Genomic DNA, 24,185 nt, shown 5'->3' with positions numbered 1-24,185 from the left:
CCCCGGCGCTGATGAAGCCGCTGAAGCGGGCAGTGGACCTGCCCGTCTGGGCGGACCTGGCACTGCGGCTCGGCGGCGCCTTCGCCCTCGTGTTCCTCGTCGTGCTGATCCACTGGATCGACCGCGAGGGCCTCAAGGACACCCACGACGGGACCGTCAGCTTCCTCGACGTGTTCTATTTCACGATGATCTCGATCACCACCACCGGCTTCGGCGACATCGCCCCGGTGAGCGACAAGTCGCGGCTGATCGAGGCGGTGATCGTCACGCCGATCCGCTTCGCGGTGATCTTCATCTTCGTGGGCACCGCCTACAACTTCATCATCAAGCGCAGCTGGGAGACATGGCGCATGAAGCGCATCCAGGAACGCCTCGAGGACCACATCGTCGTGCTCGGCTACGGCGTCAGCGGGTCCGAGGCCGTGCAGGAACTGATCGCGCGCGGCACCGAGGCTTCGTGCATCGTCGTCGTCGACCCCTCTCCCGCGCGGCTCAATCTGGCCGAACAGGTCGGCTGCAACGTGCTGGAAGGCGATGCCACCCGCGACGAGACGCAAGCCGCGGTGCGCGTGGGCCTCGCCCGCTCGATCCTGATCTCGGCCGGGCGCGACGATACCACGATCCTGATCGTGCTGACCGCGCGTCACCTGGCGCCGGGTGTCCCGATCACCGCCGTCGTGCGCGCCGACGACAACGAACTGCTGGCGCGGCAGGCCGGCGCCGACAACGTCATCAACCCGGTGCGTTTCACCGGCCTGCTGCTGGCGGGCTCGGCGGAAGGCCGGCACATCGCCGACTACATGTCCGACCTCGCCTCGGTAGGTGGTCGGGTACAACTGGTCGAACGTCCGGTGGCGGCGGAGGAAGTGGGCAGGCCGCTCGATTCGATCCGCACCGGACGCGGCCTGCGAATCTACCGCGGCGGCCGCGCGATCGGCTTCTGCGATGCCGAAGCGAAAGTGCTGGAAGCCGGCGACGTCATCGTCGAGATCGCGGATACGCCCTGCGCGGTGTAAAATCCTCCCTGTCGCGAAGCGGTCGGGAGGAGCGGCGGCACCGTCAGCCGAGCACCCAGAACACCAGGCCCATGGCGAGGTAGGCGATCAGCCAGAATCCGCAATCGATGACCCGGCGCATCGGCTCGGTGCGATTGCGCAAGTGCGTGAGCCACACCGAGGGGATGACGAAGGCGATGGCGATGCCGCCGGTCTGCATGAAGTAGAGCCAGGGCTTCGCCGCCAGCGTCTCCGCGCCGATCCGCGCGAAACTGTGGCCGAGCATCGCCGCGCTGACGAGGAACACGATGCCGACGACGGCGTAGTTGCCCGCCCGCTCCGAACCGCCGGGCAGCAACTGGCGCCCGGTCCGGAACAGCGGCCCGTTCCAGACGATCCCGATCGCCAGCGCGAGTGCGGCGGCAAACACCACCGCCAGCCAGTTCACAGGACCCATCGCCACTTCCTCTTTTGTTCACTAGTCACCTGTCTCGCAGGCCGGGATGGGTTAGGCAAGCATCACCGGCAGATGGTGCGGAACGCGGGTCGATTCGTTTTTCGTGACTCTCGGGCGTAATCAGCGTATCGGCCGCGCCAATCCCATGGCTATAGAAATCCCCACTCCGCCCAAGGTCGGCATGGTCAGCCTCGGCTGCCCCAAGGCGCTCGTCGATTCCGAGCGTATCCTCACGCGCCTGCGTGCCGACGGCTACACCATGAGCGCCGACTATTCCGGCGCCGACGTGGTCCTCGTCAACACTTGCGGTTTCCTCGATTCCGCCAAGGAGGAGAGTCTTGCCGCCATCGGCGAGGCGATCGCCGAGAACGGGCGCGTCATCGTCACCGGCTGCATGGGCAACGAGGCGGATGTGATCCGCGCCCGTTTCCCGCAGGTCCTCGCCGTCACCGGCGCGCACCAGTACGAGGCGGTCGTCGAGGCGGTGCACGAAGCCGCCCCGCCCGAGCTTTCGCCCTACATCGACCTGATCCCCCAGGCCTACGATGAAGCGGGCGTCAAGCTGACCCCGCGTCACTACAGCTACCTCAAGATTTCCGAGGGCTGCAACCACGCCTGCTCGTTCTGCATCATCCCCAGCTTGCGCGGAAAGCTGGCGAGCCGGCGCATCGACGCGGTGCTGCGCGAAGCGGAGAAGCTGGTCCAGGCCGGCACGCGCGAACTGCTGGTCATCAGCCAGGACACTTCGGCCTATGGCGTCGACGTGCGCCACGAGGAGCGCATGTGGAAGGACCACGCGATCCGCACCCACATGACCGACCTCGCCCGCGAACTCGGACAGCTCGCCGATTCGCAAGGCCGCCGCCCCTGGGTGCGCATGCACTACGTCTACCCCTACCCGCACGTCGACCAGGTCATCCCGCTGATGGCCGAGGGGCTGTTGACGCCCTACCTCGACATTCCGTTCCAGCATGCCGCCCCGTCGGTGCTCAAGGCGATGAAGCGCCCGGCCAACGAGGCCAAGGTGCTCGAGCGCCTGCGCAAGTGGCGCGAGATCTGCCCGGACATCGCCATCCGCTCCAGCTTCGTCGTCGGCTTCCCCGGCGAGACCGAGGCCGACTTCGAATATTTGCTCGACTGGCTGGACGAAGCGCAGCTCGACCGGGTCGGCGCATTCCGTTTCGAGCAAGTCGAAGGCGCCGCCGCCAACGCCCTGCCCGGCCAGGTGCCCGAGGAGATCAAGGAAGAGCGCTACGCCCGGATCATGGAGAAGACCGCCGCGATCAGCGCCGCCAAGCTCCAGGCCAAGGTTGGCCGCACCCTCCAGGTCATCATCGACGAAGTGGGCGAAGCCGACGAGGATGGCGACATCGGCGCAACCGGCCGCTCGCAGGCCGATGCACCGGAGATCGACGGCAACGTCTTCCTCCGCGACGTCGGGACTTCCCTGCAAGTCGGTGATATCGTTGATGTTCTTGTCGAAGATGCGGACGAGCACGATCTTTACGGGGCACTTACGCTGGGCTGAAACCGCACCTCGATTGCAAGCCATGCAACTGGTGTAAAGGTTTTCACATTTGCGGGAATCACCCGATCAAAGCATACGGATGAGGCCTTTCAGGCATCCTCTCCCAAAACTTCCATAGGGCTGGTCTTCGGACCGGCCCTTTCTTTTTTGCACCCGCGAAGTCGCCAGACCGGCCGCGCGAGGCCTTGCCGTGCGCGTCGCAGGTGCGATGTTACAGTTGCATTACACGCAATGTTGCTAGATTTTTTCGCATTTGCAGCATAGTCCGCTCTCGGACATAAGGATCGGGCCTTTCAGGCATCCTCTCCCAAAACTTCTACAGGGCTGATCCTCGGATCGGCCCTTTCTTTTTGGAACAATCGGGCTTTTTGGAACAATCGGGCTTTTTGGGGAACTCGAGGGCCCGGCGCTCCCACTTCCCTCCTGGTCGCAGCGGCATGGTCGACCCAAGCGTACGATTGGACCGATCGCCACCTAGCCCTCGCGGCACAATTGTCCTAGCGATGGCCGCATGGCCTCACCGCAGCGAATCTTCACCGCCGCCCTCGTCGTCATCGGCGACGAGATCCTGTCGGGACGCACCCACGACAAGAACATCGCCCAGATCGCCACCTGGCTGCAGATCCAGAGCATACGTCTCAAGGAAGTGCGCGTGGTGGCGGACGACACCGACGCGATCGTCGAGGCGGTCAACACCCTGCGCGCGCGCAACGACTACCTGTTCACCACCGGCGGCATCGGCCCGACCCATGACGACATCACCGTCGACGCGATCTCGCAGGCGCTCGGTGTCCCCGCGATCGTCCATCCCGAGGCCCGCGCGATCCTGGAAGGCTACTACGAGACGCGCGGCGGCCTCACCGAGGCGCGGCTGCGCATGGCCCGCACGCCCGAAGGCGCCAGCCTGATCCCCAACCGCTACACCGGCGCGCCGGGCATCCGTTGCGAGAACGTGTTCATCATGGCCGGCGTGCCCAGCATCACCGCAGGCATGCTCGACGCGCTGTCGGGCCAGTTGGAAGGCGGGGCCCCGCTGCTGTCGGAAACCGTCGGCTGCTGGGTGGGCGAGAGCGAGGTCGCCGATCTCCTGCGCGAGACGGAGAAGGCCTTCGCAAGCTGCCAGATCGGCTCCTATCCGTTCTGGGCCGAGGGGCGCACCGGCGCGAACTTCGTGATTCGCTCGGTCAGTGCCGAGGACCTCGCCGCCTGCACCCGCGCGCTGGGCGAAGGGCTGGCCGCGATGGGCAAGCCCGCGGTGCCGGGTGGCATCTGAACTGCTCGTCGCCCTCGCACTGATGGCCGCTCCCGTGCCTCCCGCGCCGATCGCCGCCCCGACCCTGCAGGATTTCGAAGCGGTGCTCGGCCGCCACGACAGCGCCACGCTGGCGCTGGAGGAGTGGTGCGGGTTGCGCGGCATGGCGGAGCCCGCGCGCATCCGGGCGCAGGTGCTGAACACGACCAGCCCCGATCCCGCCGCCGGCGTGCGCGACCGGCTCGCGCTCGGTCACGACGAGACCTTCGTGATGCGCCACGTCCGGTTGAGCTGCGGCCCGGCCGTGCTGTCGGTGGCGTGGAACTGGTACGTCCCCTCGCGCCTCACGCCGCAGATGAGCGAGGCGCTGATGCGCAGCGACGCGCCGTTCGGCAAGGTCGTCGCACCGCTGGGGTTCCACCGCAAGGCGCTCTCGACCACGGCCGGACCGGCGGAGAACTGCCCGGCGGACACGATCTCCACGCACCGGGCGATGCTGGTGCTGCCCGACGGCCGGCCGCTGGCCTATCTCGTCGAGTGCTACACCGCGGCGAACCTGGCGCCGGTCACGCGGTAGCGGGAGACCGCGGCGGTCGGCCCACCCGATTCTCGACGTCGCCGCGAAGGCGGGGTCCCGCCTCCCCGGGGACGCCGGAATCGTGGCTGAGGCGCGGGCCGCAGCCCTTCGTCAGGCGGCGACCGCTTCCGTTCCCGCGATCGAGGTGCGGTGCATCATACGGCCGGTCGACTTGTCGTAGGGGATCGCGCGGTGCATCGCGCCGGTGTTGTCCCAGATCACGAAGTCGCCCTGCGTCCACTTGTGCCGCAGCGAGAACGCGGGCTGCGCGGCCCATTCCTGCAGCCGGATCAGCATGGCGCGCCCGGCCGGGACTTCCAGGCCGACGATGTGGTCGGCGGTCGTGCCGATGACCATCGACTTGCGGCCCGATTCGTGGGTCCACACCAGCGGGTGCTCCTTGACGAGGCCGATGCCCAGCACCTTCTCGCGGTGCTTCTCGGGAATGGCGTCGGCGATCGGCGAGAGGCTGGCCCGCACCGAGTGCACGGCCTTCAGGCCCTCGAGCGCCTGCTTCTCCTCCTCGGGCAGGCCTTCGTAGGCGGCATAAGTGCTGGCGAACTCGGTCTCGCCGCCCACGGCCGGCGCGATGCGGCAGGACAGCAGGGTGGCGAACGGCGGCGGCATGTCCACGGTGATGCCGTCCATGTGCCAGAAGAACGTCCCCAGCACGTATTCGGGCTGCGGGTTGATCTTCTCGTCCAGCGTGACCTGGTAGACGTCGCCGTCGTTGTCCTGGACGTTGTTGCGCGCGGTCAGCCGCACTTTCTCGCCCATCGCGTTGGTGATGGCGAGCTGCTCGGCATCGGTGAGGTTCGCCTCCGGAAAGACGAGCACGGTGCGCTCCTCCACCTTGGCGCGAATCGCCTTCGCCGCCTCGGGCGTGAACAAGTCGGCACGGTCGTCCCACACGACGCGCGAACCGATGAATTCCTTGATGTCTTCGAAACGGATAGCCATCTGGCCGCCTCTCCCACGAGGTGTTGCTGAACATATGTACAGCGCACTGATACACCGGAATTTCGCGGGCGTAAACGGGGGGCAGTTCCCATGGAAAAAGGGCCGGAAGATCGCTCTTCCGGCCCCTCTATCGGTGTTCAGCGGTCCTGAAGGTTCAGGCGCCGGTGACTTCCGTCGTGTCGATCTTCAGGCCCGGGCCCATCGACGAGGACAGCGACACCTTGCGGACGTACTTGCCCTTGGCGCCGGCCGGCTTCGCCTTGACGATCGCGTCGACGAAGGCCGAGAAGTTCGACTTCAGGTCCTCGTCCGAGAACGACATCTTGCCGATGCCGGCGTGGATGATGCCCTGCTTCTCGACGCGGAACTCGATCTGGCCGCTCTTGGCGTCCTTCACGGCCTGCGTCACGTTGGGGGTGACGGTGCCCAGCTTCGGGTTCGGCATCAGGCCCTTGGGACCCAGCAGCTTGCCGAGACGGCCCACGACGCCCATCATGTCCGGGGTGGCGATGACGCGGTCGTAGTTGAGGTTGCCGGCCTGCATGTCTTCCATGAGGTCTTCGGCGCCGACCTTGTCGGCACCGGCGGCGAGAGCCTCGGCGGCCTTATCACCCTTGGCGAACACGGCGACGCGAACGTCCTTGCCGGTGCCGGCGGGCAGCGAGACCATGCCGCGGACCATCTGGTCGGCGTGACGGGGATCGACGCCCAGGTTCAGCGCGACCTCGATGGTCTCGTCGAACTTGGTGGTCTTGAGATCACGCAGGGCCTGGAGCGCTTCGCCGACGGCGTAGAGCTTCGTGTTGTCGCCCAGCTTCTCGGACAGCGACTTCTGCTTCTTGGTGGTCTTCATGGATTAGCCCTCCACAACCTGGAGGCCCATCGCGCGAGCGGAGCCTGCAATGATCTTCGTTGCCGCATCAATGTCGTTGGCATTGAGGTCGGCCATCTTGACCTGGGCGATCTCGGCCAGCTGCGACATCTTGATCGTTCCGGCAGACACCTTGCCCGGCTCCTTCGAACCCGACTTCAGACCGGCAGCCTTCTTGATGAGGAAGGTGGCGGGCGGCGTCTTCGTGATGAAGGTGAAGCTGCGATCCGCGTAGACGGTGATGATGGTCGGGATCGGCATGCCGTTCTCGAGTTCCTGCGTGGCGGCGTTGAACGCCTTGCAGAATTCCATGATGTTCACGCCGCGCTGACCCAGCGCCGGACCGATCGGCGGCGACGGGTTGGCCTTGCCGGCCGGAACCTGCAGCTTGATGTAACCTGTAATCTTCTTGGCCATGTGGCCGCTCCTTTTTTCACACTGTCGCGCGCCCGAAACCCGGGAACGCTCATGCCTAGCGGTTATGACGGGCGTACGAGCCGCCCTCCCGCGAGGGAATCGTCCGGCACGAGGCCGGTCCGAAGGGGGCGCCCATAAACGAAAGGCGCACAAAAGCAAAGGGTGTTCAGGCGGGGCTGGTGCCGGGCTCCGGGTCCGCCCTGGACCGCCGCTCCCATCCCGCCCGGATCGCCCGGCGTGCTGGCACTTCGAAGCGACGGTAGGCCAGGTCGCTCAGGACCAGCACCACTGCCGAATAGGCCAGCGTGATCGCCGATGCCTGCCATCCCGAGCCTTGCGCTTCGAGACGCGAGATGAACACGGTCAGGATGGGGTAGTGGATCAGGTAGACCGCATAGCTGCGATCGCCGAGCCAGGCGAGGACCCCGCGCCCCATGGCTGGAATGCGCAGCGCGAGAAGCAGCGCGGCAGGCCAGGCCAGCAGGCAGATCGCGAGCAGCGGCCCGACGCCGCCCGGACGGATGCCCAGCCCCACCGTCAGTATTGCGACCAGCAGTACCGCCGGAACCCGGCCAAGGAACGCGCGGTGACGCCACAGCACCTGGCCCAGGAAGAAGCCGAGTAACCCGCGCGGGACGCTGTCGCCCACCCAGGGACCTCCCGGGCGGCCCTGCACAGCGAAGTGCAGCAGCGCCACGCCGATCGCAGCGGCCGTCACCCAGCGTAGCGTCCGGTCTCCGCGCACGGCGCCCAGCACGAAGACGGCGTAGCACACGACCTCGACCGTGATCGACCAGCTCGGACCGTTGTACGTGTGTGTCACCGAGCCAACGAAGGCCTGCATCATCACGAGGTGCGCGAGGAAAGCCGGCACGGTGTTCTCGGCGAGGCCCGAGAACATCGCGGCGCTGACCAGCAGCGTCAGCAGGTGGAGCGGATAGAGCCTGGCGATCCGCGCCACCGCGAAGTCGCCGATCCGCGCTGGGTCGAGGCGCTCGCTGCCGAGGTAAACGTGCGCGAAGATGTAGCCGGAGATCAGGAAGAACAGGTCGACGAAGGTCCAGCCCCAGTCGCGCAGCCACACGAACGCGACCACACCGGCGGCGATGCCGCGCAACCCGTCCAGCGCCGCGAGGCGGCTGGCCGGACCTGCCGCCGCGGCAGTCTGCTTGCCCATATCCGCCATCGATTGCCCCCAGCTTGATCCCGATGAGGCTATGGCAGATCGGTGGTTAATACGTCGTTGAGGCTTGTAGGAGCAGGCGTTCGTCCCGATCGCCGGCGCATCCACGCCCCACACCGCCCTTTCCGCAGACGCGAACCGCCCCGCAGCACCGGATGGCGCGCGGGGCGGGTCAGGCAACGAGGACCCGGGCGCGAACGCCCGGCCCGGATTACTTGGTGAGTTCGACGTGCTCGAAGTCCAGCTCGACCGGGGTGGCGCGGCCGAAGATCGAGACCGCGACCTTGACGCGGTTCTTGTCGAAGTCGAGTTCTTCCACGATGCCGTTGAAGCTGGCGAACGGGCCGTCGAGGACCTTCACCGAATCGCCGATCTCGTAGTCGATGCTGATCGTCTTCTTCGGGGCGGCGGCGGCCAGTTCGGCGGCACCGAAGTAGCGCTTGGCCTCGCTCTCGCTGATCGCCTGCGGCTTGCCGCTGGACCCCAGGAAGCCGGTGACCTTCGGGGTGTTCTTGACGAGGTGGTAGACGTCGTCGTTGAGGTGCAGCTTGGCGAGCACGTAACCGGGCATGGTCTTGCGCTCGACCTGGACCTTCTTGCCGCGCTTGACCTCGGTGATGGTTTCGGCGGGAACCTGCACGTCCTCGACGAGCTGCGAAAGACCCATCCGCTCGGCTTCCGAGAGAATGGATTCCTTCACCTTGTTCTCGAAACCGGAGTAGGCGTGGATGATGTACCAGCGGGCCATGGTTGTCTCTTCGTATCCTAAATGCGTGCGATCAGAGCAGCGACAGCAGCGAGGTGACGACCCAGCCGAACAGCGCGTCGATGCCCAGGAAGAACGTGGCGAGAAGCACGGTCATGATGCCGACGAAGATCGCCGTCGTCACCGTTTCCTGGCGCGAGGGCCAGTGGATCTTGCGCGCTTCCGCCTGGACCTGGCGCATGAATTCGCCGGGAGTGGTTTTAGCCATCTTACGTCGCTCTCTCGTTCTCGCGTCAATGCCCCAACCTGCGGCCCGGGCGCGGAAAAATGTCGTGTCTTCCGGCTAGGGGCCATCGCCGCCCCGGCCGGGGCCGGGAGGGGCAAGTGATGTCCGCTTGTCGGAAGGAAACCGCGACTTAGCTTCCGTCCGCCGGATTTGCAAGGTCCACCGCGTTGGGAAGGCGCGCGAGGAACGAGTTGGGCGTCGCATAGACGATCCAGGCCCCGTCCGGCACCGCCACCGGCTTCTTGTCGCCGATGTACCACAAGTAGTCCGCATGGCGCGCGGGCTTGAATTTCCGCAGGTCGATCCGCTGGCTGGGCGAATAGAGGATGCGCTGGGTCGGATCGTTGAAGCGATAGCGCGTCTCGCGCATCGACAGCATGTGGACGTCGGGCAGCGCGAAGTTGGAATTCTCCATCGAACTGCGCCGCACCACGGCCATCGAGCCGAAGTGCTCGAACGGTCCGAACAGCCACTGGGTGCGCGGAATCGCCACGGCCGTCGCCACCCGCGCGCCCTCGGGCACGTGGTCGAGCGCGACGATCATCTGGCGCGCGGTCTGCGCATCCTGATACCACACCACGCTCGTCACCGCGATGCGCACGCTGAACAGCAGGCCGGCCAGGGCGAGGCCCCAACGCGGCACCGGCCAGTCGATGGCGAGGCACGCGACCAGCAGCGCCGCAGTGCTCAGGCGATAGTCGGCATAGTCCCCGCCGAAGATCTGGCGCGGCACGATCAGCGTGAGGATCAGCAGGATCAGCGCCGCCCAGCCGACGCGGCCGTCGAAGCGGCGGATCGCCAGCGCGGTCGCCACCACGGCCAGCACGAGGCACAGGCTGGTGATGTCGAGCACGGGATCGTAGCTGCGCATCGCCTTGTAGAGGATGCCCCACTTGTACTCGAGCACGCCCCAGCGGCCGTAGGAAACCTTGCCGTTGGCGCCCATTCCCAGCAGCATCGGCAGCAGCGGGAAGATCAGCGGCCACGGCTTGAGGAACGGCCGCCAGTCGCGCCAGCCGGCCCGGCGCGACCATTCGTAGCCGAACACCAGCACGCCCATCACGCCCCAGCCCGAGACGTGGCAGATCCACACCACGAAGCCGGCCGGGACCATCACCGCCCAGCGCCAGCGCCATCCCTCGAGCCGCACCCAGGCCGCGAAGGCAAGGAGGGCGAAGGCGATCGCCAGCGAATAGTTGAGAAAACCCATGAGCAGCGACGGCGACCAGATCATCGCGAACGCGAGGATCGCGCCCACGCCGATGCGCTTCCTCAGGCTCCATTCGACCGCCATGATCGCGACGCCGGTAAGGAACGGGATCGAGGCGACGATGAAGCGACCGGCCTCTTCCAGCCCCAGCAGCGGGGTGAGCGGCACCATCAGCAGTTCGGCGCCGAGATTGCCGGTCCACTCCCACTTGAACAGGAAATACCGCGTCAGGAACGGGTCGTGGCCATGGTCGAGCATGACCTTGTAGCCCGCCAGGTGCGAGGGATAGTCGGTCATCTGCGGCGTCCAGGCCAGCAGCACCGGCAGCATCGCCAGGCACGACAGGACGAAGCCCAGCCATGCGGCCTCGTGGCGGGTGCGGCGGTAGCTTTCGCTGACGGGGGCCGCTTGGGGTTCAGGATGCGCGCTGGCGTGCATGTGCGACTGGATCTTTCCCCGCTGTGCCTGACTTGGCCTGTGCCCGATACGGCAGCCGCGACACCAGGGCATGGGCCACGTCCGAATCGGCGGACGGGTTCTCCTAGTCGTCGCAGTGCAATTGGCAAGGCGCGCGACGCTAGCGGCGACGGCGCCCCGTCGCAACCGGGCACGGCGAAGCGCCCTGCTGCACGCCTCGCGCGCGGCACGTCCGGCGGTGCCCCGAAGGGCCGGTTATCACGATGTTCGGGAAATGCTGGCAGGAGTGGAGGGACTCGAACCCACGGCCCTCGGTTTTGGAGACCGATGCTCTACCAACTGAGCTACACTCCTGCGGGCGGAGGTGCCTCTAGGCGGAGACGGCGGGCATTACAAGCGGCGATTGCACTCGATCTTGTCATTCCCCCCGCCCCCCGCATTCTGCTAGGACCATGATCGTGCACGCGCCCCGTTCCACACCGATCATCGAGCCCGAACTGCTCATGCTGGCCTACCGCAGCGGGATATTCCCGATGGCGGACAGCCGCGACGACCCGGAGATCTTCTGGATCGAGCCGCGGCTGCGCGCGATCCTGCCGCTCGACGGCCTGCGCGTTTCGCATTCGCTGGCGCGCAGCTTGCGGCGCGGGCGCTTCACGGTGACCTGCAACGAGGCCTTCTCGGCGGTCATGGAGGCCTGCGCCGCGCCGCGCCGGGTGCGGCCCGAGGAAGACGACGAGGGCGGCAGCTGGATCAGCCATCGCATCCAGGCAAGCTATGAGAACCTGCACTTCCTGGGCCATGCGCATTCGATCGAGGTCTGGCAGCAAGAACGCTCGGGCGGCCCGCGTGAACTGGTCGGCGGGCTCTACGGCGTCGGGTTCGACCGGGTGTTCTGCGGCGAATCGATGTTCTCGCGGGTGAGCGATTCGTCGAAGGTGGCGCTCGCCTGGCTGGTCGCGGCGTTGCGGCACGGCGGCGCCAGCCTGCTCGACTGCCAGTTCATGACCCCGCACCTCGCTTCGCTGGGCGCGGTGGAGATGCCCCAGAAGCGCTATCTCGCGCTGCTGCAGCAGGCCCAGTCGGAGCCGGCGTCGGAAACGACGTCAGCCCCGGCGGATCACTGCGTGACGGGTTCTTCGACCGGCTCGGGCGTGGCAGGGGCCGGCGTCGCGGTGGACGATGCGGTGGGCGATGCGCTGGGTGCGGGCGCCGGCGTGCTCGCGCTGCCCGAGGCCTTCGCCGCGCTGCTGGGCGATGCTGCGTCCTGCGGGCTCGCCTCCTCGCCCGGGAAGCTCATCGCGCAGGCCTTGACCCAGACGTCGTAGACCGGGTGCTCGACCACGTTGACGGCCGGGTTGTTCTTGAACAGCCAGCCCGAGAAGACCTTGCGCCAGGCCAGCTTCTCGGCGGTCGTGCGCCGTTCCTCGACGAAGACCTGGACGAAGGCGCCCTCGTCCTGCGGACGCTCCCAGGGAAGCGACTTCTCGCACGTCGCGACCTTGACCACGAGATTGCCGAGCCGGCGCGATTCGCCCGGCTTCATCACCACGTCCTGGGTCAGGTTGTTGCGCTTGTTGAGGACGCCCAGCGTGACCACGCGATCCTTGTTGGGCGTGCCGATCTGCTGGCCGCGCGCGGCCTGGGCAGGGCCCGCCTGCATCCCGGCGATCGCGTCGGGAACGCCGGTGTCCTGCACTTCGGGTTCAGGCTCGCCGCGCCCGCAGGCCGCGAGCATCGCCAGGAGCGACAGCGCGGCGACAGCCCTTGCGCGAATCACCGGGTCGGCCCTCAGGCGTCCGGGGACCAGGCTTCGTAGTCGCCCGTCGCGGCGGCACGCACGCCGCCCCGTTCCAGCGCGCCCTGCGGACGATAGGCCGAGACGGTGCCGGTGGCGTTGGGGGTATAGTCCACTTCCCAGATGCGCGGCGCCGGCAGATGGCTTTCGGGCACGCCGTCATAGGAGTGGTGCAGCCAGCCGTGCCATTCGGCCGGCACCTTGCTGGCGTCGTTGGCCCCGGCGTACATCACCCAGCGGCGCTCGTAGCCCTCGATCGTCCGGACCTTGGCGCCCGTCGAGCGGTAGTACTTGTTGCCTTGCACGTCGGTGCCGACATGCTCGCCGTTACGCGCGCTCCAGAGCGAGGTGCCGATGGTGGCGCCGTCCCACCAGGTGAAGATCTTGGACAGGATTCCCATGAGCCGCGCGTTAGCCTCCAAATGCCCTCGAAGGCAAGGGCATTGAGGCCGTCCGGGGCGCTCGGGAGCGGGCAAGATGCAGAATGATCCGAAATAGCGCCACGGGCCGCCATCTCCGGCCGTTACGGAGGGTACGCGGGTAGACTCAAGGGCGCGGTTGAGTCACTTTCCTTCGGGGAGAGGGCCTGGCCGGCGCCACGCGGCAGTCGATTGCGGCCGCGCAGAGGGGGAGTATTTCGCATGCGCCGTCTGATCGCCGCCGTCCTGCTGCTGTTCGCCTGCCTGGGCGCCCCACGGATCGCGGCTCCGCCCGTCCTGGCTCAACCGGCTGCCCCGGCGCAACCTGCCGCTGCGGCCCGACCGGTCGCGCTGCCGCACTTCGGCGCCGATGCGGATGGGATTTCCGTCTCGGGACTGTCCTCGGGCGGGTTCATGGCCATGCAATATGCCGTCGCCTTCTCGAAAAGCACCATCGGCGCCGGGATCGTCGCGGGCGGGCCCTATGGCTGCGCGGCGTTCGGCGCGCCCCTTGCCGGGGGACCGCGTGCGGTCGTCCGCGCCGGCGAATGCATGCGCGGCCAGAACGTCGAGGCGCAGCACTTCCTCGACCTCGTGAAACAGTACCGCAAGCTGGGGCTCATCGATTCGCCGGCGAACGTCGCGCGCCAGCGCATCTACCTGTTCCACGGCGGGGCGGACGCGGTCGTCTCGTCCGCGACCATGGAGGCGACGCGGGCGCTCTACCGGCTGCTGCGCGTCCCCGCCTCCCGGCTGGCCTACGTCGGCGACATCAAGGCCGGCCATGCCTTCCTCTCGGACGACCTGGGCGACGACTGCGCTGCCCAGCCGGCCGTTCCCTTCATCAGCCGGTGCCCGGTGGCGGGCGTGCCGTACGACCAGCCGCGCGCCATCCTCGAGCATGTCCTGGGTCGCCGCCTGAACGCCCGCGCGACGTCCCTTTCGAGCAGCCCCCTCCCCTTCGACCAGCGCGCCTTCGCCCCCGACGGTTCCGGTTTCAGCGATACCGGCTACCTCTTCGTGCCTGCGGACTGTCGGGCGGCCCGGGCGCGGTGCGCCGTCCACGTCGTGTTCCACGGCTGCCTGCAGGGCGCCGCCAATCCCGCCGTCGGCAACCGGGTCTACGACCGGCTCGGCTTCAACGAATGGGCCGATACCAACCGCCTCATCGTGCTCTACCCGCAAGTGACCGTCAGTCGCGGGAATCCCATGGGCTGCTGGGACTGGTGGGGCTACGATGGCAAGATGCAGGGCCTGCGCCAGACGTTCCCGACACGGATCGGCACGCAGATCGCCGCGGTACACGCGATGGTCGCCGAATTGGCCAAGCCGGCCAACTGAAAGCGACGCCTGGAGCCGGGATTTCGTGATCTGTCGCCTCGCCCTACCCAAGCGAGTCGCCACCTTTGCGAGGACGACGGTGTCGGGGGATGGCAGCCGGCACCCCAACCCGGTCCCTGCGAAGGCGGGAACCCGCTCCCCCGGCGAAGGCCGGCGCTGGACGCCCTCCCGGTATGGCGGGACGCCTTCGCCCAGCCTCGGCGCATTTCGACGTTCGCTTCCTTGCAAGGCGCGGGCGGCCCAGAAGCCAAACGTCATCCCTGCCGCCCCCGCAAATCGGGCGGCAACGCCGGTCCGGGCTGCTTACCAGGAGACCTTGTCGCCGGCCTTGATGCCCAGTTGAGCCGCGCGGCCGCCATTGAGTTCGAGCACGCCCGCGGTCACGCCGTCCGACGGCAGCGGGGTCTCGTCATAGGGCACGGCATTGGCGGCGATGTTGAGCACGCGGTGGTCGGTGCCGATGAACAGGATGTCCAGCGGGATCACCGTGTTGCGCATCCAGAAGGCGGCCCGGCGCGGCGGGTTGTTGACGAAGATCATCCCCTCGTCCGCCCCCATCTGGGTGCGGAACATCAGGCCCTTGGCCTGCTCCTGCGCGCTCGTGGCGACTTCCACCCGGAAGGCGTGGGCGCCGTTGGCCGACTTCACCTTGAGCGGGATCACCCGCAGCCCCGATTCGGGATGGACCGCAGCCTGGCTCGCCGAGGGCTTGGCCGTGGCGTCCGGACCGCCTTGCGAACAGGCGGCGAAGGCCAGCACGAGGGCTGCGGCAAGGCTGCTGCGGGTCAGGCGCATTCAATCGTCTCCAAATCCAGATTCGGCCCACTCCTCGAGCGCGCCGGCATCGTCGCTCTCGACGATCCTGCGGGCGATGTCGAGCGGGTGCCCGGCCCGCAGCATCGCCGACAGCTGCCTGTCGCGCACTTTGGAATCGTCCCGGCCCCCGGGATCGTCGCGCCGCTGTGGATCGTCGTGGCTTTCGGGCGCATGAACCGAAAACGGTCCGAAGCGGCGCCGGCGCGCGAGCACCAGCGCGGCCTGCCGCTGCTCGCCCCGGTCGGGTCGGGTCTCGCGGCACACGTCCTCGTCGACGCCCGCCTGGCCCAGCGCCTCGCCCACGCGGCGCGCGCCGTAGCCGCGCCGCAGCAGGCTGCCCGCCTTCATCCTGGCCCAGGCGGCATCGTCGACGTATCCCAGTTCGGCATAGCGCCCGACCAGTTCCTCCACCGCCGGAACGCCCCCCTCGTCCCATCCCCGCTCGCGCAGCTTGCGCTGGAGATAAAGCCGCAACTTGCCTTGCGTCGTCGCGAATCGCGCGACATAGGCCAGCGCCAGTTCCTCCAGGCGAGCCGGGTTCAGGGGTTGTGGATTACGACGCTTGTCCGACATGTTGCCCTATTCGTGCCACACTCAGGCAGGATTGGGGAGAGTGCGCGGGACCGTAAGGGACGCGGACGCAGCTAACTCCGGTTCAGGATGGGCCGGCTAGAAGCGCCGGTCTTGTGCAGTTAACGGTATAACAACAACGGGTTAGAAAACATGGCCGACACCATCAGCATGGTGCCGAATACGGGTCAGGCACTTATACCGACCCCCAACGAGGACACGCACGAGCGCATCCTCGCCGATTTCGCCACCTTCGGCGACGCCCTGGACTATGCCGCAAAGGGCCGGCGCGGTTTCAATTTCCACGACCCGCGCGGCACGCTCACGCGGGTCTATCCGTTCAGCGAACTGCGGGCCGACGCCATCGCGGTCGCCCACGCGCTGATCGCGCGCGGGGTGAAGAAGGACGATCGCGTCGCCCTCATCGCCGAGACCGGGCCCGATTTCGCGGCGCTGTTCTGCGGCGCGGTCTACGCCGGCGCCTGGCCGGTGCCGCTGCCCCTGCCCACCAGCTTCGGCGGCAAGGACAACTACATCGACCAGCTCGGCGTACAGCTCGCCAGCTCGGACCCGGTCCTGCTGATCGGCCCGGACGAGATCGCCGCGATGACCGCCGCGGCCGCCGGACGCCAGGGCTGCGATCACGCGACCTGGGCCGATTTCGCGGCCAAGGACGCCCCCGTGGTCGACCTGCCCAGGGCCGATCCCGAAGACATCTGCTACCTGCAGTACTCCTCGGGCTCGACGCGCTTCCCGCACGGGGTCGCGGTCACCCACCGTTCGCTGCTCTCGAACCTGGCCAGCCACAGCCACGGCATGGAGCTGGCGCCGGCCGACCGCTGCATCTCGTGGCTGCCGTGGTACCACGACATGGGCCTGGTCGGCTGCTTCCTGTCGCTGATCGCCAACCAGGTCTCGGCCGACTACCTCAAGACCGAGGATTTCGCGCGCCGGCCGCTGGCCTGGCTCGACATGATTACCCGCAACCAGGGCACCTCGGTGTCCTATTCGCCGACCTTCGGCTACGACATCTGCGCACGCCGCATATCCAGCCAGAGCCCGGTGTCGGACCGCTTCGACCTGTCGCGCTGGCGGCTGGCCGGCAACGGCGCCGACATGATCCGCCCCGACGTCATGCAGAACTTCGTCAACGCCTTCGCCGACGCCGGCTTCAAGGCCAGCGCGTTCCTGCCAAGCTACGGCCTGGCCGAAGCGACGCTGGCAGTCACCATCATGCCGCCGGGCGAAGGCATCCGCGTCGAGCTGGTCGAGGAAGAGCGCCTGTCGGGAGCCCCGCGCGACCTCAGCCGCCCGGCCCGCTATCGCGCCATCGTCAACTGCGGCAAGCCCGTGCGCGACATGGAAGTGGTGATCCGGGGCGAGAACGGCGCGTCGCTCGCCGATCACAAGATCGGCAAGGTCTGGTGCCGCGGCGTCTCGGTCATGCATTCGTACTTCCGCGATCCCGAGGCGACGGCCGAGTGCCTGATCGACGGCTGGCTGGACACCGGCGACATGGGCTACATGGCCGCCGGCTACCTGTTCATCGTCGGCCGCGCCAAGGACATGATCATCATCAACGGCAAGAACCACTGGCCCCAGGACATCGAATGGGCCGTGGAACAGCTACCGGGCTTCAACCATGGCGACATCGCCGCCTTCTCGGTAGAGATGGACAATGGCGAGGAAACCCCCGCCGTGCTCGTCCACTGCCGCGTCTCGGACCCGGTCAAGCGCCTGGAACTGCGCGAGATGATCCGCGACAAGGTGCGCTCGATCACCGGCATGAACTGCGTGGTCGAACTGGTTCCGCCCAAGAGCCTGCCGCGCACCAGCTCGGGCAAGCTCAGCCGCGCCAAGGCCAAGAAGCTCTACCTTTCGGGCGAGATCGAGCCGTTCAAGCTGGCCGCCTGATCCGGCACTGACACAAGGGCGAAGGCAGGGGACCCCGGCGGGTTTCCTGCCTTTTTCCGTGCCTTTCTTCGCCTCCCGGCACTGCCTGCACGAACGGGAGTGGGCGGTAGAGCCAATCAAAGCGTCGAAATCCCCGTCGTCCCCGCGCAGCCCGCCGTTCCGCTTTCACCCGCAAGGTCGAGGTCCCGCCTGCGCCGAACGACGAGCGTTTCGGCACTATATGGGTTGGGCGAATCTAAACCTGATTGGGAGGCCGCCATTGCGAGAAACCTTTCATTGAACGGCCGGATTGGGTGGAGGCTGTGTGAAAACGCGTTGTCTGTTTTTGAAGTAGCAGGCGCGTGGTGGCTCCTTCGGCTCAGCCTTTCATCGCCGCGATCATCCTCGGGGCGCCGAGCATGTTGATCGCGCGCTTCATGTTATAGGCGAGGACGTGGAGGCTCATTTCAGTTCCGACCTTCTCCAGGGTCCGGGTCTTGAAGTGGCTTCTTCCCATCCAGTCCTTGATTGTGCCGAACACGTGTTCGACGGTTCGTCGTCGGACGCGCATGGCGTCGGGCATGCGCTCGAGCCTTGCCTGCATCGTCTCGATCACGTGTTCGTGCTCCCACCGCTTGATCCGCCGTTCCTTGCCGGTCGTGCATTGCGGCTTGATCGTGCAAACGCCGCAATGACTGGACCAGTAGGCATGGAGCCGCAGGCCATGTTCGACTGTGGTAAAGCGGCGGGGGAGCGTTTCTCCCGCAGGGCAGCGATAGCTGTCTGTGGCCTGCTCGTAGCGGAAGTCCTGCTTGCCGAACCGTCCGTCAGCCTTGGCTCCGGAGGTAAGCGGCCTGGGACAGATCGCGGTAATGCCTTCTTCCTCGCAGGCCAGCACCTCGACGCCTGAGAAGTAGCCGCGGTCGGCAAGTACGGTCAGTTCGTTCGATCCGATCGCCGCGCGTGCCTTGCGGCCCATGTTCGCCAGTTGCGAGCGGTCATGACCGACATTTGTCACCTCATGCGCCACGATCATGTGACTGTCGGCATCGACCGCCGCCTGGAGGTTGTAGCCGACCAGCCCCGTTCCCTTCCCGGCACTTGCCATCGCCCGTGCATCCGGGTCGGTCAGCGAGATCTGACGGTCAGGTGCGTCCGCCACCACACGCTCCATCTCCTGAAGCTCGCGCATCTGGCGACGTAGCGCCTCGAGCCGTTCGCCAAGTCGCTTGGTGCGGACCTGCGCCACCACGTCCTCCTGCCGGTCAGCAGTGTCGAGCAGGCCGAGATAACGCTCGATGCTCGCCTCGATCTGCTCCATCCGCCGTCGGATTGCTCCAGGGGTGAAGTTCCTGTCGCGCGTGTTCACCGCCTTGAACCGGCTGCCGTCCACCGCCACGGTGCCGCCAGCGATCAGCCCCAGCTCGCGGCACAACACCACGAACCGGTGGCAACTCGCCCGGATCGCCTCGCCGCTGTTGCGGCGGAAGTCTGCGATTGTCTTGAAGTCGGGCGCCAGCTTGCCTGTCAGCCACATCAGCTCCAGATTGCGTCCAGCCTCGCGTTCAAGCCGGCGGCTCGACTGCACCTGGTTGAGATAGCCATAGAGGTAGAGCTTGAGCATCGTTGCCGGATGGTACCCCGGACGGCCTGTCGCCGCCGCATCGCCAAAGCCTAGCGCTGACAAGTCCAGCTCGTCGACGAACACGTCGATCACCCGAACCTGGCTGTCCTCGGCAACGTAATCGTCAATGCAGTCCGGCAGAAGCTGAACCTCCCGCCGATCACAACCCTCGATGAAACGCCCCATCTCACGCCTTCCCAAACAGGCATAAAACATAGCAGATCACCGCGTTTTCACACAGCCTCGGTGGTAAGCGGTCATTTCCTCCGACCAAGGATATCGCTATTTCAGGCCGACAGATACTTGCCCTCACGTAACCACAGCAGTGAGGCTTTTGCCTCCGTGTCGGCCTCCTCTAGGCTTGCGTGCAGTCCAGAAGAGTGCGTGCAGTCCAGAAGAGTGCGTGCAGTCCCAATAGGTCGTACCCTCTTCGAAATACTCAGCATCGGGTTCCACTATCAGTTCGACGACGGACTCTTCGAATTGAAACAGACCGCTGGATTTTTTAAAGATATCCAGCTTTCTGAGGCCGTCTGGGCTGACGTAACCTTTTACCCGCTCCATTAAACTGCTCCGCACACTGCCTTGAGCATCCGCTTGAACGCTGGCTTACGGCTCATGTCAATGAGGCCGGCAATGACCGCAAATGGGCGCGAGCCGCCAGACCGCTTTTCTTGCCGCGCCGGGCTAAACTGCCGTTCCGCTGATAGACGGCCAAGGCAGCGGCGGGAGAGGCTGGAAGGGGTGGATTGCTGCCATAAGTTTTAGAACAGCTCCTCCATCCGTTCACGGTCATGGTCGAGAAGCCAATCGGCGAAATCGGTGTGAATTCCATAAAGCTTGGCTGGCTCAAATGCGAGCACGTCCATTCCTCGGTCATCGTAGACATGCAACATCACTGATTCAAAAGGATTAAGTAGGAAAGTTACGACCGGAGCGCTCGGATAGATGGCCATCTCGCAGGCAACGGCGTGCCAAAGAATAGTGTCTCGAGCTAGCTTGTCTTGTCCCAGATTATAGCTGCGCAATGTCCATACATACGCCTCATCATCTGGGTCAGGATAAAGCGTTGCCTGCCATTCGCTTATTGGCGGCCTGTCAAATCCCGTAGATTGCAAGGCAGAAAATCCGTCCGTCACTTCGTCATGGAGTCCCGCTGGAGATGGCGCTTGTCCATTCCAAGCAACCACTGCCACGCAGCTTTCGGTGAACAGCGCGTCAGCCATGGCAGATGCTCGACGATGGGCTTGAAGAAAGCGAGGAACTTGCTGGACGGTATTATCGAACTCTTCGCCGCCCAACTCGAACCGCATCCGAGCCTTCCCGGCGACGAAGCGCGTCTCCCACAGGCTAGACCACAGATGATCAATTGAGGCGATATTCATAGATTTAAGTAGGCAGATGGAACGGCAGATTGCAACGTCCGCAATGGGGCGTTCGCGGTCGGGCTGCAATTCTTCCTGACCGGCGGGCACCGTACAGGCCGCTGTCGAGCCCAGCCCGCTGCCTCCTAATTGGCCCAAAGGGGTGGCTAGCTGCAGTTCTCGGTCAATAGTTTTTGTATAGCAAAGGCAGCACCATCCATATCGCCTGGCGACATGCTGATTGCCGCGTCTGCCATTTCCTCGAAGCCGCCGCGAGCGCCAAGATTTCGAAGCGGTGTAAGACGAATATGATCGTCAGCCGCATCAATATAGATGCATCTAGCATTCTTCATGAATGCCTTGAAACTTCTGACGCCTGCCGCGTCATGAAACGGCTTAAAGAATCCCGTCCACTGATCTTGTGAGGGATGAGGCACGATCCGCTGAGAACCCTCAAGAGCTTTGATCAGGCCATTTCGAATGGCCACGTTGTCAGTTGGCTCATTTACTCGGATAGGATCGACTTCCAAGCCAACCCCGTTCGAGGTTCGAATAACAGGGGCTACGATGAGTTTCTCGTTACTCAGATATACCACTGCTGTCCGTTTCATGCCTGCAGCATAACGCGATGATCTATGTCCACAACGGGGCGCTCGCAGCCTGTCCGGAATTTCGCGTTGGTGGTGGTGGGCGACCTGCTCCGATCCTCCCTGTCGCGAACGGCTGCTGTGGGCCGGAACCGGAAAGGCGCCATGGAATGTCCGCGCGTGCCTAAGCTCGCTCCGCCTCCCGATCCGGCATCGGCGGCAGGGCCAGCAGCAGGGCTCCGCCCAGCGCGCAAGCGATCGCGCCCGCCCACAGGAACGGCTCGTAGTTGCCCGCGACGTCGTAGACCTTGCCCGCGATCCATGGCCCCAGCCCCGAGGCCAGCGCCACCAGCGCCGACATCGCGCCGTAGATCATGCCGAAATTGCGCATGCCTGCGTAGCCGGCAGTGAGGAACGCGGTGATCTGCGTCTTGGAGCCCGCCGCATAGCCGTTGACCACCAGGGCGAAGGCCAGCGCGGGTATCGAATCGAGCCACCAGATCAGCACCGCGAACGTCACCGCGGTCACGCCCATGGTCAGGCTGCCGGTCCAGTTGGGCGCGAAGCGGTCGAGCAGCGCGCCCGTCACCAGCTTGCCGACGATCCCCGCGATGCCGCCGAGCGAAAGCAGCCATGCCGCCTGCCCGCGCGGCACGCCGGCTTCGGTGAGGATCGGAAAAAGGTGCATGGCCAGCCCGATCGTCATCATCATCACGATGAACGAGGACACCGCCACCTGCCACAGCGCCACGCTGCGCAGTGCCTCGTGGCGCGTGAGGCCCGGCAGGATCACGACCGGATGCGCGGGCGCGCGGGCACCTTCCCGCCCGGCCTTCGCCGCCTTGGCCTTGCGGTCGTGCGCGTCGGTCAGGAACAGCCAGCACAGCACCAGCGTCACCCCGCCCCAGCCGAGGCCGAACCATACGTAGGCCGCCCGCCAGCCGAAGCTCTCGATCAGGAAATTGCCGAGTGGCGGCACCAGCGTCTGGGCGATGGCCGGGCCGGTCACCGCAAGGCCCAGGGCCAGGCCGCGCCCCTTGCTGAACGCGCCGGCGACGGCAGTGGTCCAGATCGTCGACTTGATGCCGGTGAGGATCAGGCCGAAGACCAGCCACATCGCCACCCACTGCGCCTTCGAGCCGCTGGCGAAGGCGAACATGCAGGTCGCCCCCATCGTCAGCGCCACCCCCGGCAGCCCCAGCCGCCGCGAGCCGAAACGATCGATCAGCGCGCCGTAGAACGGGGAGAGCAGCGCGGTGACGGCCGTCGCGATCGCCGGGCCCATCGAGAGCGTGGCGCGGTCCCACCCGAATTCGCGCTCCAGCGGCGCGATGAACAGCCCGGTCGCCGACAGCAGCACGGAAAAGAACGAGAAGCCCGCCATCGCCGCGACGACGATCGGCCAGCCGCGCTTCCACTCCTCCAGCGTATCCGCGGTCCGTGCCCCCATGTGCCTCTCCTCTTGTGCGGCGACACTAGGGCAATCGGCGCAATCTCCAACCGCCGCGGCGATGACGGCAGTCGCCCGGGGGCAAGCCCTCGGCGATGGCGGCAGTCGCCCAGGGGCAAGCCCTCGGCGATGGCGGCCTTCAGATCTCGCGGTGCAGTTCGAGGTAGTCGCTTGGGATCTCCAGTGCCTTGGCTGCCACTTGCGTCTCGCGCAGGAACAGCACGAGCGCGACCAGCAGCAGGACGATCGAGGCGAGGAAGGTCATCGCCGCCGCGGTGTGCCAGTCGAACCCGCTCAGGCCCGAAAGGAACAGCACCGCCACCGTGACGCCGATCGCCAGCGCGGAGAGCACCATGAACCGCACCGCCAGGGTGATGAGGGTCATGCGCTGGTGGACCAGGCGCAACTCGCTGACCACCATGTCGTGCTGCGTGCCCTGGGTCGAGCCGTGCCGCTCCTGCAGGATGCGCGCGCGGTCGACCACGCGGCCCAGCCGCGTCGAGAGAATGTTGAGGATGTTGCCGATGGCGACCAGCACGAAAACCGGCGTCAGGGCAAGCTGGATGGTCTGGACGATCATGGCGTCCCTCATGCAATATTACGCGCCTTCGTCACAGGCCCTTTGCGACGGGTCCGGGGCCGTTATCCGCAGATCGCGCAGGATCGCGCTCAATAGAACCAGCGCTGCCGCCAGCGATAGACCGCCGTGACCGGCGTGCCCGAGGGGTCGAGCGCGGGGCGGAAACGGAAGCGCCTGGTCGCCAGGTCGCAGGTGATCCGGTCGGCCTTCGGATCGGGGCTCGGCTGGACGATCCGGCAGCCCTCGACCCGGCCCTCGGTGCCCACCGTGATATCGATCATCACCGAGGCACCGATGCGCAAGTCGCGGCTGGCGCGCGGATAGTCTTTCGCCGAATTGATCTCGCCCGCGATCTTGACCGTCGGCGAGCCCGACCCGGCGCCGCCAGCCCCGCTGCCGCGCGCGCCGGCGCCGATCCCGCTCCCCTCGCCTGCAGCGCCGGTGCCGTCGCCCTGCTCGCGCGCGCCGGACGCATTCGCCGCGCCCTTGCCCGCGACCGGCGGGGCCTGCACCGGGGTGACGACGAGGGGCGCTTTCGGCGCAGCGACCTCGCGCGGGTCGGCCTGGCGCCCGGGCGCACCGGCGGCCCCTTCCGCGCGGGGCGCCGCAGGGCGCGGCGCGGGGGCGGGCGAAGGCACGGGGGGCGGCTCGGGTCGGGGTGGCGGCTCGACGGTAACGGTGAAGGCCTGCGTCACCGCGCGCACCGCCTGCGCCGCGATGTCCGGGGTGAAGGCGCGGACCAGCCCCGCGACGAGCACGACGTGGATGAGCAGCACCACGCCCGCCACGCTCCAGCGCGGCCGGCGATCGGCACGGGATGGGAACCGCGTCATCGCCTGCAGATCGCACGAGCGGGCAAGTGGGCGCAACCTTTGACAAGGCGG

The 24,185-nt window shown here is 66.5% G+C and carries 24 protein-coding genes, 1 tRNA gene and 1 pseudogene; 7 read left to right on the top strand and 19 right to left on the bottom strand.

Annotated features, from left to right (window positions below; translation table 11 throughout):
- The first annotated feature begins 11 nt into the window (after positions 1-11).
- Positions 12-1,016, top strand: coding sequence for a potassium channel family protein (locus tag ACFFDA_RS27920; protein WP_404480498.1), 1,005 nt, complete (start codon positions 12-14; stop codon positions 1,014-1,016).
- Positions 1,017-1,059: 43 nt separating this feature from the next.
- Here ACFFDA_RS27920 and ACFFDA_RS27915 read toward each other — a convergent pair whose 3' ends face one another.
- Positions 1,060-1,452, bottom strand: coding sequence for a DUF1761 domain-containing protein (locus tag ACFFDA_RS27915; RefSeq protein WP_404480497.1), 393 nt, complete (start codon positions 1,450-1,452; stop codon positions 1,060-1,062).
- A 145-nt stretch (positions 1,453-1,597) separates the two neighbouring features.
- Between ACFFDA_RS27915 and rimO the strand changes: the two genes are divergently transcribed.
- The 3 genes from rimO (at position 1,598) to ACFFDA_RS27900 (ending at position 4,809) form a co-directional block, all read left to right on the top strand.
- The gene (gene rimO / locus ACFFDA_RS27910) at positions 1,598-2,980 is read left to right on the top strand and encodes a 30S ribosomal protein S12 methylthiotransferase RimO (protein ID WP_404480496.1); all 1,383 of its coding nucleotides are present in this window, start codon (positions 1,598-1,600) and stop codon (positions 2,978-2,980) included.
- A gap of 511 nt (positions 2,981-3,491) precedes the next feature.
- Positions 3,492-4,253 (top strand): competence/damage-inducible protein A, encoded by a 762-nt coding sequence (locus ACFFDA_RS27905; RefSeq protein WP_404480495.1) that lies wholly within the window; start codon positions 3,492-3,494, stop codon positions 4,251-4,253.
- A complete protein-coding gene (locus ACFFDA_RS27900; protein ID WP_404480494.1) occupies positions 4,243-4,809 on the top strand; it encodes a hypothetical protein in 567 nt (188 codons plus the stop codon). The genes ACFFDA_RS27905 and ACFFDA_RS27900 overlap by 11 nt, the downstream gene beginning before the upstream one ends.
- Positions 4,810-4,920: 111 nt before the next feature.
- Here the strand turns inward: ACFFDA_RS27900 and ACFFDA_RS27895 are convergent, their stop codons facing one another.
- The 8 genes from ACFFDA_RS27895 to ACFFDA_RS27860 form a co-directional block, all read right to left on the bottom strand.
- Positions 4,921-5,769, bottom strand: a complete 849-nt coding sequence (locus ACFFDA_RS27895; RefSeq protein WP_404480493.1) for a TauD/TfdA dioxygenase family protein — start codon at positions 5,767-5,769, stop codon at positions 4,921-4,923.
- Positions 5,770-5,923: 154 nt separating this feature from the next.
- A complete protein-coding gene (gene rplA / locus ACFFDA_RS27890) occupies positions 5,924-6,622 on the bottom strand; it encodes a 50S ribosomal protein L1 (RefSeq protein WP_404480492.1) in 699 nt (232 codons plus the stop codon).
- Between the two features lie 3 nt (positions 6,623-6,625).
- Complete coding sequence (gene rplK, locus ACFFDA_RS27885) at positions 6,626-7,057, bottom strand: 50S ribosomal protein L11 (protein WP_159978635.1); 432 nt, start codon at positions 7,055-7,057, stop codon at positions 6,626-6,628.
- A gap of 166 nt (positions 7,058-7,223) precedes the next feature.
- Positions 7,224-8,243 (bottom strand): acyltransferase family protein, encoded by a 1,020-nt coding sequence (locus ACFFDA_RS27880; RefSeq protein WP_404480491.1) that lies wholly within the window; start codon positions 8,241-8,243, stop codon positions 7,224-7,226.
- Between the two features lie 208 nt (positions 8,244-8,451).
- Positions 8,452-8,988, bottom strand: a complete 537-nt coding sequence (nusG, locus tag ACFFDA_RS27875) for a transcription termination/antitermination protein NusG (protein ID WP_404480490.1) — start codon at positions 8,986-8,988, stop codon at positions 8,452-8,454.
- A 31-nt stretch (positions 8,989-9,019) separates the two neighbouring features.
- Positions 9,020-9,214, bottom strand: a complete 195-nt coding sequence (secE, locus tag ACFFDA_RS27870) for a preprotein translocase subunit SecE (protein ID WP_404480489.1) — start codon at positions 9,212-9,214, stop codon at positions 9,020-9,022.
- A 148-nt stretch (positions 9,215-9,362) separates the two neighbouring features.
- Complete coding sequence (locus ACFFDA_RS27865; protein ID WP_404480488.1) at positions 9,363-10,880, bottom strand: hypothetical protein; 1,518 nt, start codon at positions 10,878-10,880, stop codon at positions 9,363-9,365.
- Positions 10,881-11,137: 257 nt separating this feature from the next.
- A tRNA-Trp gene (locus tag ACFFDA_RS27860) sits at positions 11,138-11,213 on the bottom strand.
- A gap of 104 nt (positions 11,214-11,317) precedes the next feature.
- On the opposite strand from ACFFDA_RS27860, the gene aat reads away from it, so the two are divergent.
- Positions 11,318-12,187, top strand: a complete 870-nt coding sequence (gene aat, locus ACFFDA_RS27855; protein WP_404480487.1) for a leucyl/phenylalanyl-tRNA--protein transferase — start codon at positions 11,318-11,320, stop codon at positions 12,185-12,187.
- A 35-nt stretch (positions 12,188-12,222) separates the two neighbouring features.
- Here the strand turns inward: aat and ACFFDA_RS27850 are convergent.
- Both ACFFDA_RS27850 and ACFFDA_RS27845 read right to left on the bottom strand, forming a co-directional pair.
- A pseudogene (locus ACFFDA_RS27850) lies at positions 12,223-12,405 on the bottom strand (DUF2155 domain-containing protein); the annotation flags it as partial.
- A 245-nt stretch (positions 12,406-12,650) separates the two neighbouring features.
- Positions 12,651-13,058 (bottom strand): NADH:ubiquinone oxidoreductase subunit NDUFA12, encoded by a 408-nt coding sequence (locus ACFFDA_RS27845; RefSeq protein WP_404480486.1) that lies wholly within the window; start codon positions 13,056-13,058, stop codon positions 12,651-12,653.
- Between the two features lie 240 nt (positions 13,059-13,298).
- Here ACFFDA_RS27845 and ACFFDA_RS27840 point away from each other — a divergent pair, with 240 nt between their 5' ends.
- A complete protein-coding gene (locus ACFFDA_RS27840; protein ID WP_404480485.1) occupies positions 13,299-14,417 on the top strand; it encodes a hypothetical protein in 1,119 nt (372 codons plus the stop codon).
- Between the two features lie 303 nt (positions 14,418-14,720).
- Here the strand turns inward: ACFFDA_RS27840 and ACFFDA_RS27835 are convergent, their stop codons facing one another.
- On the bottom strand, positions 14,721-15,212 hold the full coding sequence (locus ACFFDA_RS27835; RefSeq protein WP_404480484.1) for a DUF192 domain-containing protein: 492 nt from the start codon (positions 15,210-15,212) through the stop codon (positions 14,721-14,723).
- Entirely contained in the window at positions 15,213-15,806 is a 594-nt protein-coding gene (locus ACFFDA_RS27830) for a regulatory protein RecX (protein ID WP_404480483.1), read from the bottom strand.
- A gap of 150 nt (positions 15,807-15,956) precedes the next feature.
- Between ACFFDA_RS27830 and ACFFDA_RS27825 the strand changes: the two genes are divergently transcribed.
- Complete coding sequence (locus ACFFDA_RS27825) at positions 15,957-17,717, top strand: fatty acyl-AMP ligase (protein WP_404480482.1); 1,761 nt, start codon at positions 15,957-15,959, stop codon at positions 17,715-17,717.
- 358 nt (positions 17,718-18,075) lie between these two features.
- On the opposite strand, the gene ACFFDA_RS27820 is transcribed toward ACFFDA_RS27825, so the two are convergent.
- From ACFFDA_RS27820 to ACFFDA_RS27795, 6 genes are all read right to left on the bottom strand, one after another.
- Entirely contained in the window at positions 18,076-19,506 is a 1,431-nt protein-coding gene (locus ACFFDA_RS27820; RefSeq protein ID WP_404477461.1) for an IS1182 family transposase, read from the bottom strand.
- Positions 19,507-20,084: 578 nt separating this feature from the next.
- Complete coding sequence (locus tag ACFFDA_RS27815; protein WP_404480481.1) at positions 20,085-20,795, bottom strand: DUF3885 domain-containing protein; 711 nt, start codon at positions 20,793-20,795, stop codon at positions 20,085-20,087.
- Between the two features lie 56 nt (positions 20,796-20,851).
- Positions 20,852-21,214 carry a hypothetical protein gene (locus ACFFDA_RS27810; RefSeq protein ID WP_404480480.1) on the bottom strand — a complete coding sequence of 121 codons (363 nt, stop codon included), beginning with the start codon at positions 21,212-21,214 and terminating at the stop codon, positions 20,852-20,854.
- A gap of 241 nt (positions 21,215-21,455) precedes the next feature.
- Positions 21,456-22,721, bottom strand: coding sequence for an MFS transporter (locus ACFFDA_RS27805; RefSeq protein WP_404480479.1), 1,266 nt, complete (start codon positions 22,719-22,721; stop codon positions 21,456-21,458).
- Positions 22,722-22,860: 139 nt separating this feature from the next.
- Positions 22,861-23,301: a DUF2721 domain-containing protein gene (locus ACFFDA_RS27800; RefSeq protein ID WP_404480478.1), complete on the bottom strand. Its 441-nt coding sequence runs from the start codon at positions 23,299-23,301 to the stop codon at positions 22,861-22,863.
- 89 nt (positions 23,302-23,390) lie between these two features.
- Positions 23,391-24,134 carry a TonB family protein gene (locus ACFFDA_RS27795; protein WP_404480477.1) on the bottom strand — a complete coding sequence of 248 codons (744 nt, stop codon included), beginning with the start codon at positions 24,132-24,134 and terminating at the stop codon, positions 23,391-23,393.
- Between the last annotated feature and the right edge of the window lie 51 nt (positions 24,135-24,185).

It is taken from the genome of Novosphingobium sp. BL-52-GroH, from assembly GCF_044813085.1.
In the GTDB taxonomy this organism is placed as follows: Bacteria; Pseudomonadota; Alphaproteobacteria; order Sphingomonadales; family Sphingomonadaceae; genus Novosphingobium.
The sequence above is the reverse complement of the archived record's forward strand: the minus strand, read 5'-3'. Positions and strand labels throughout refer to the sequence as shown.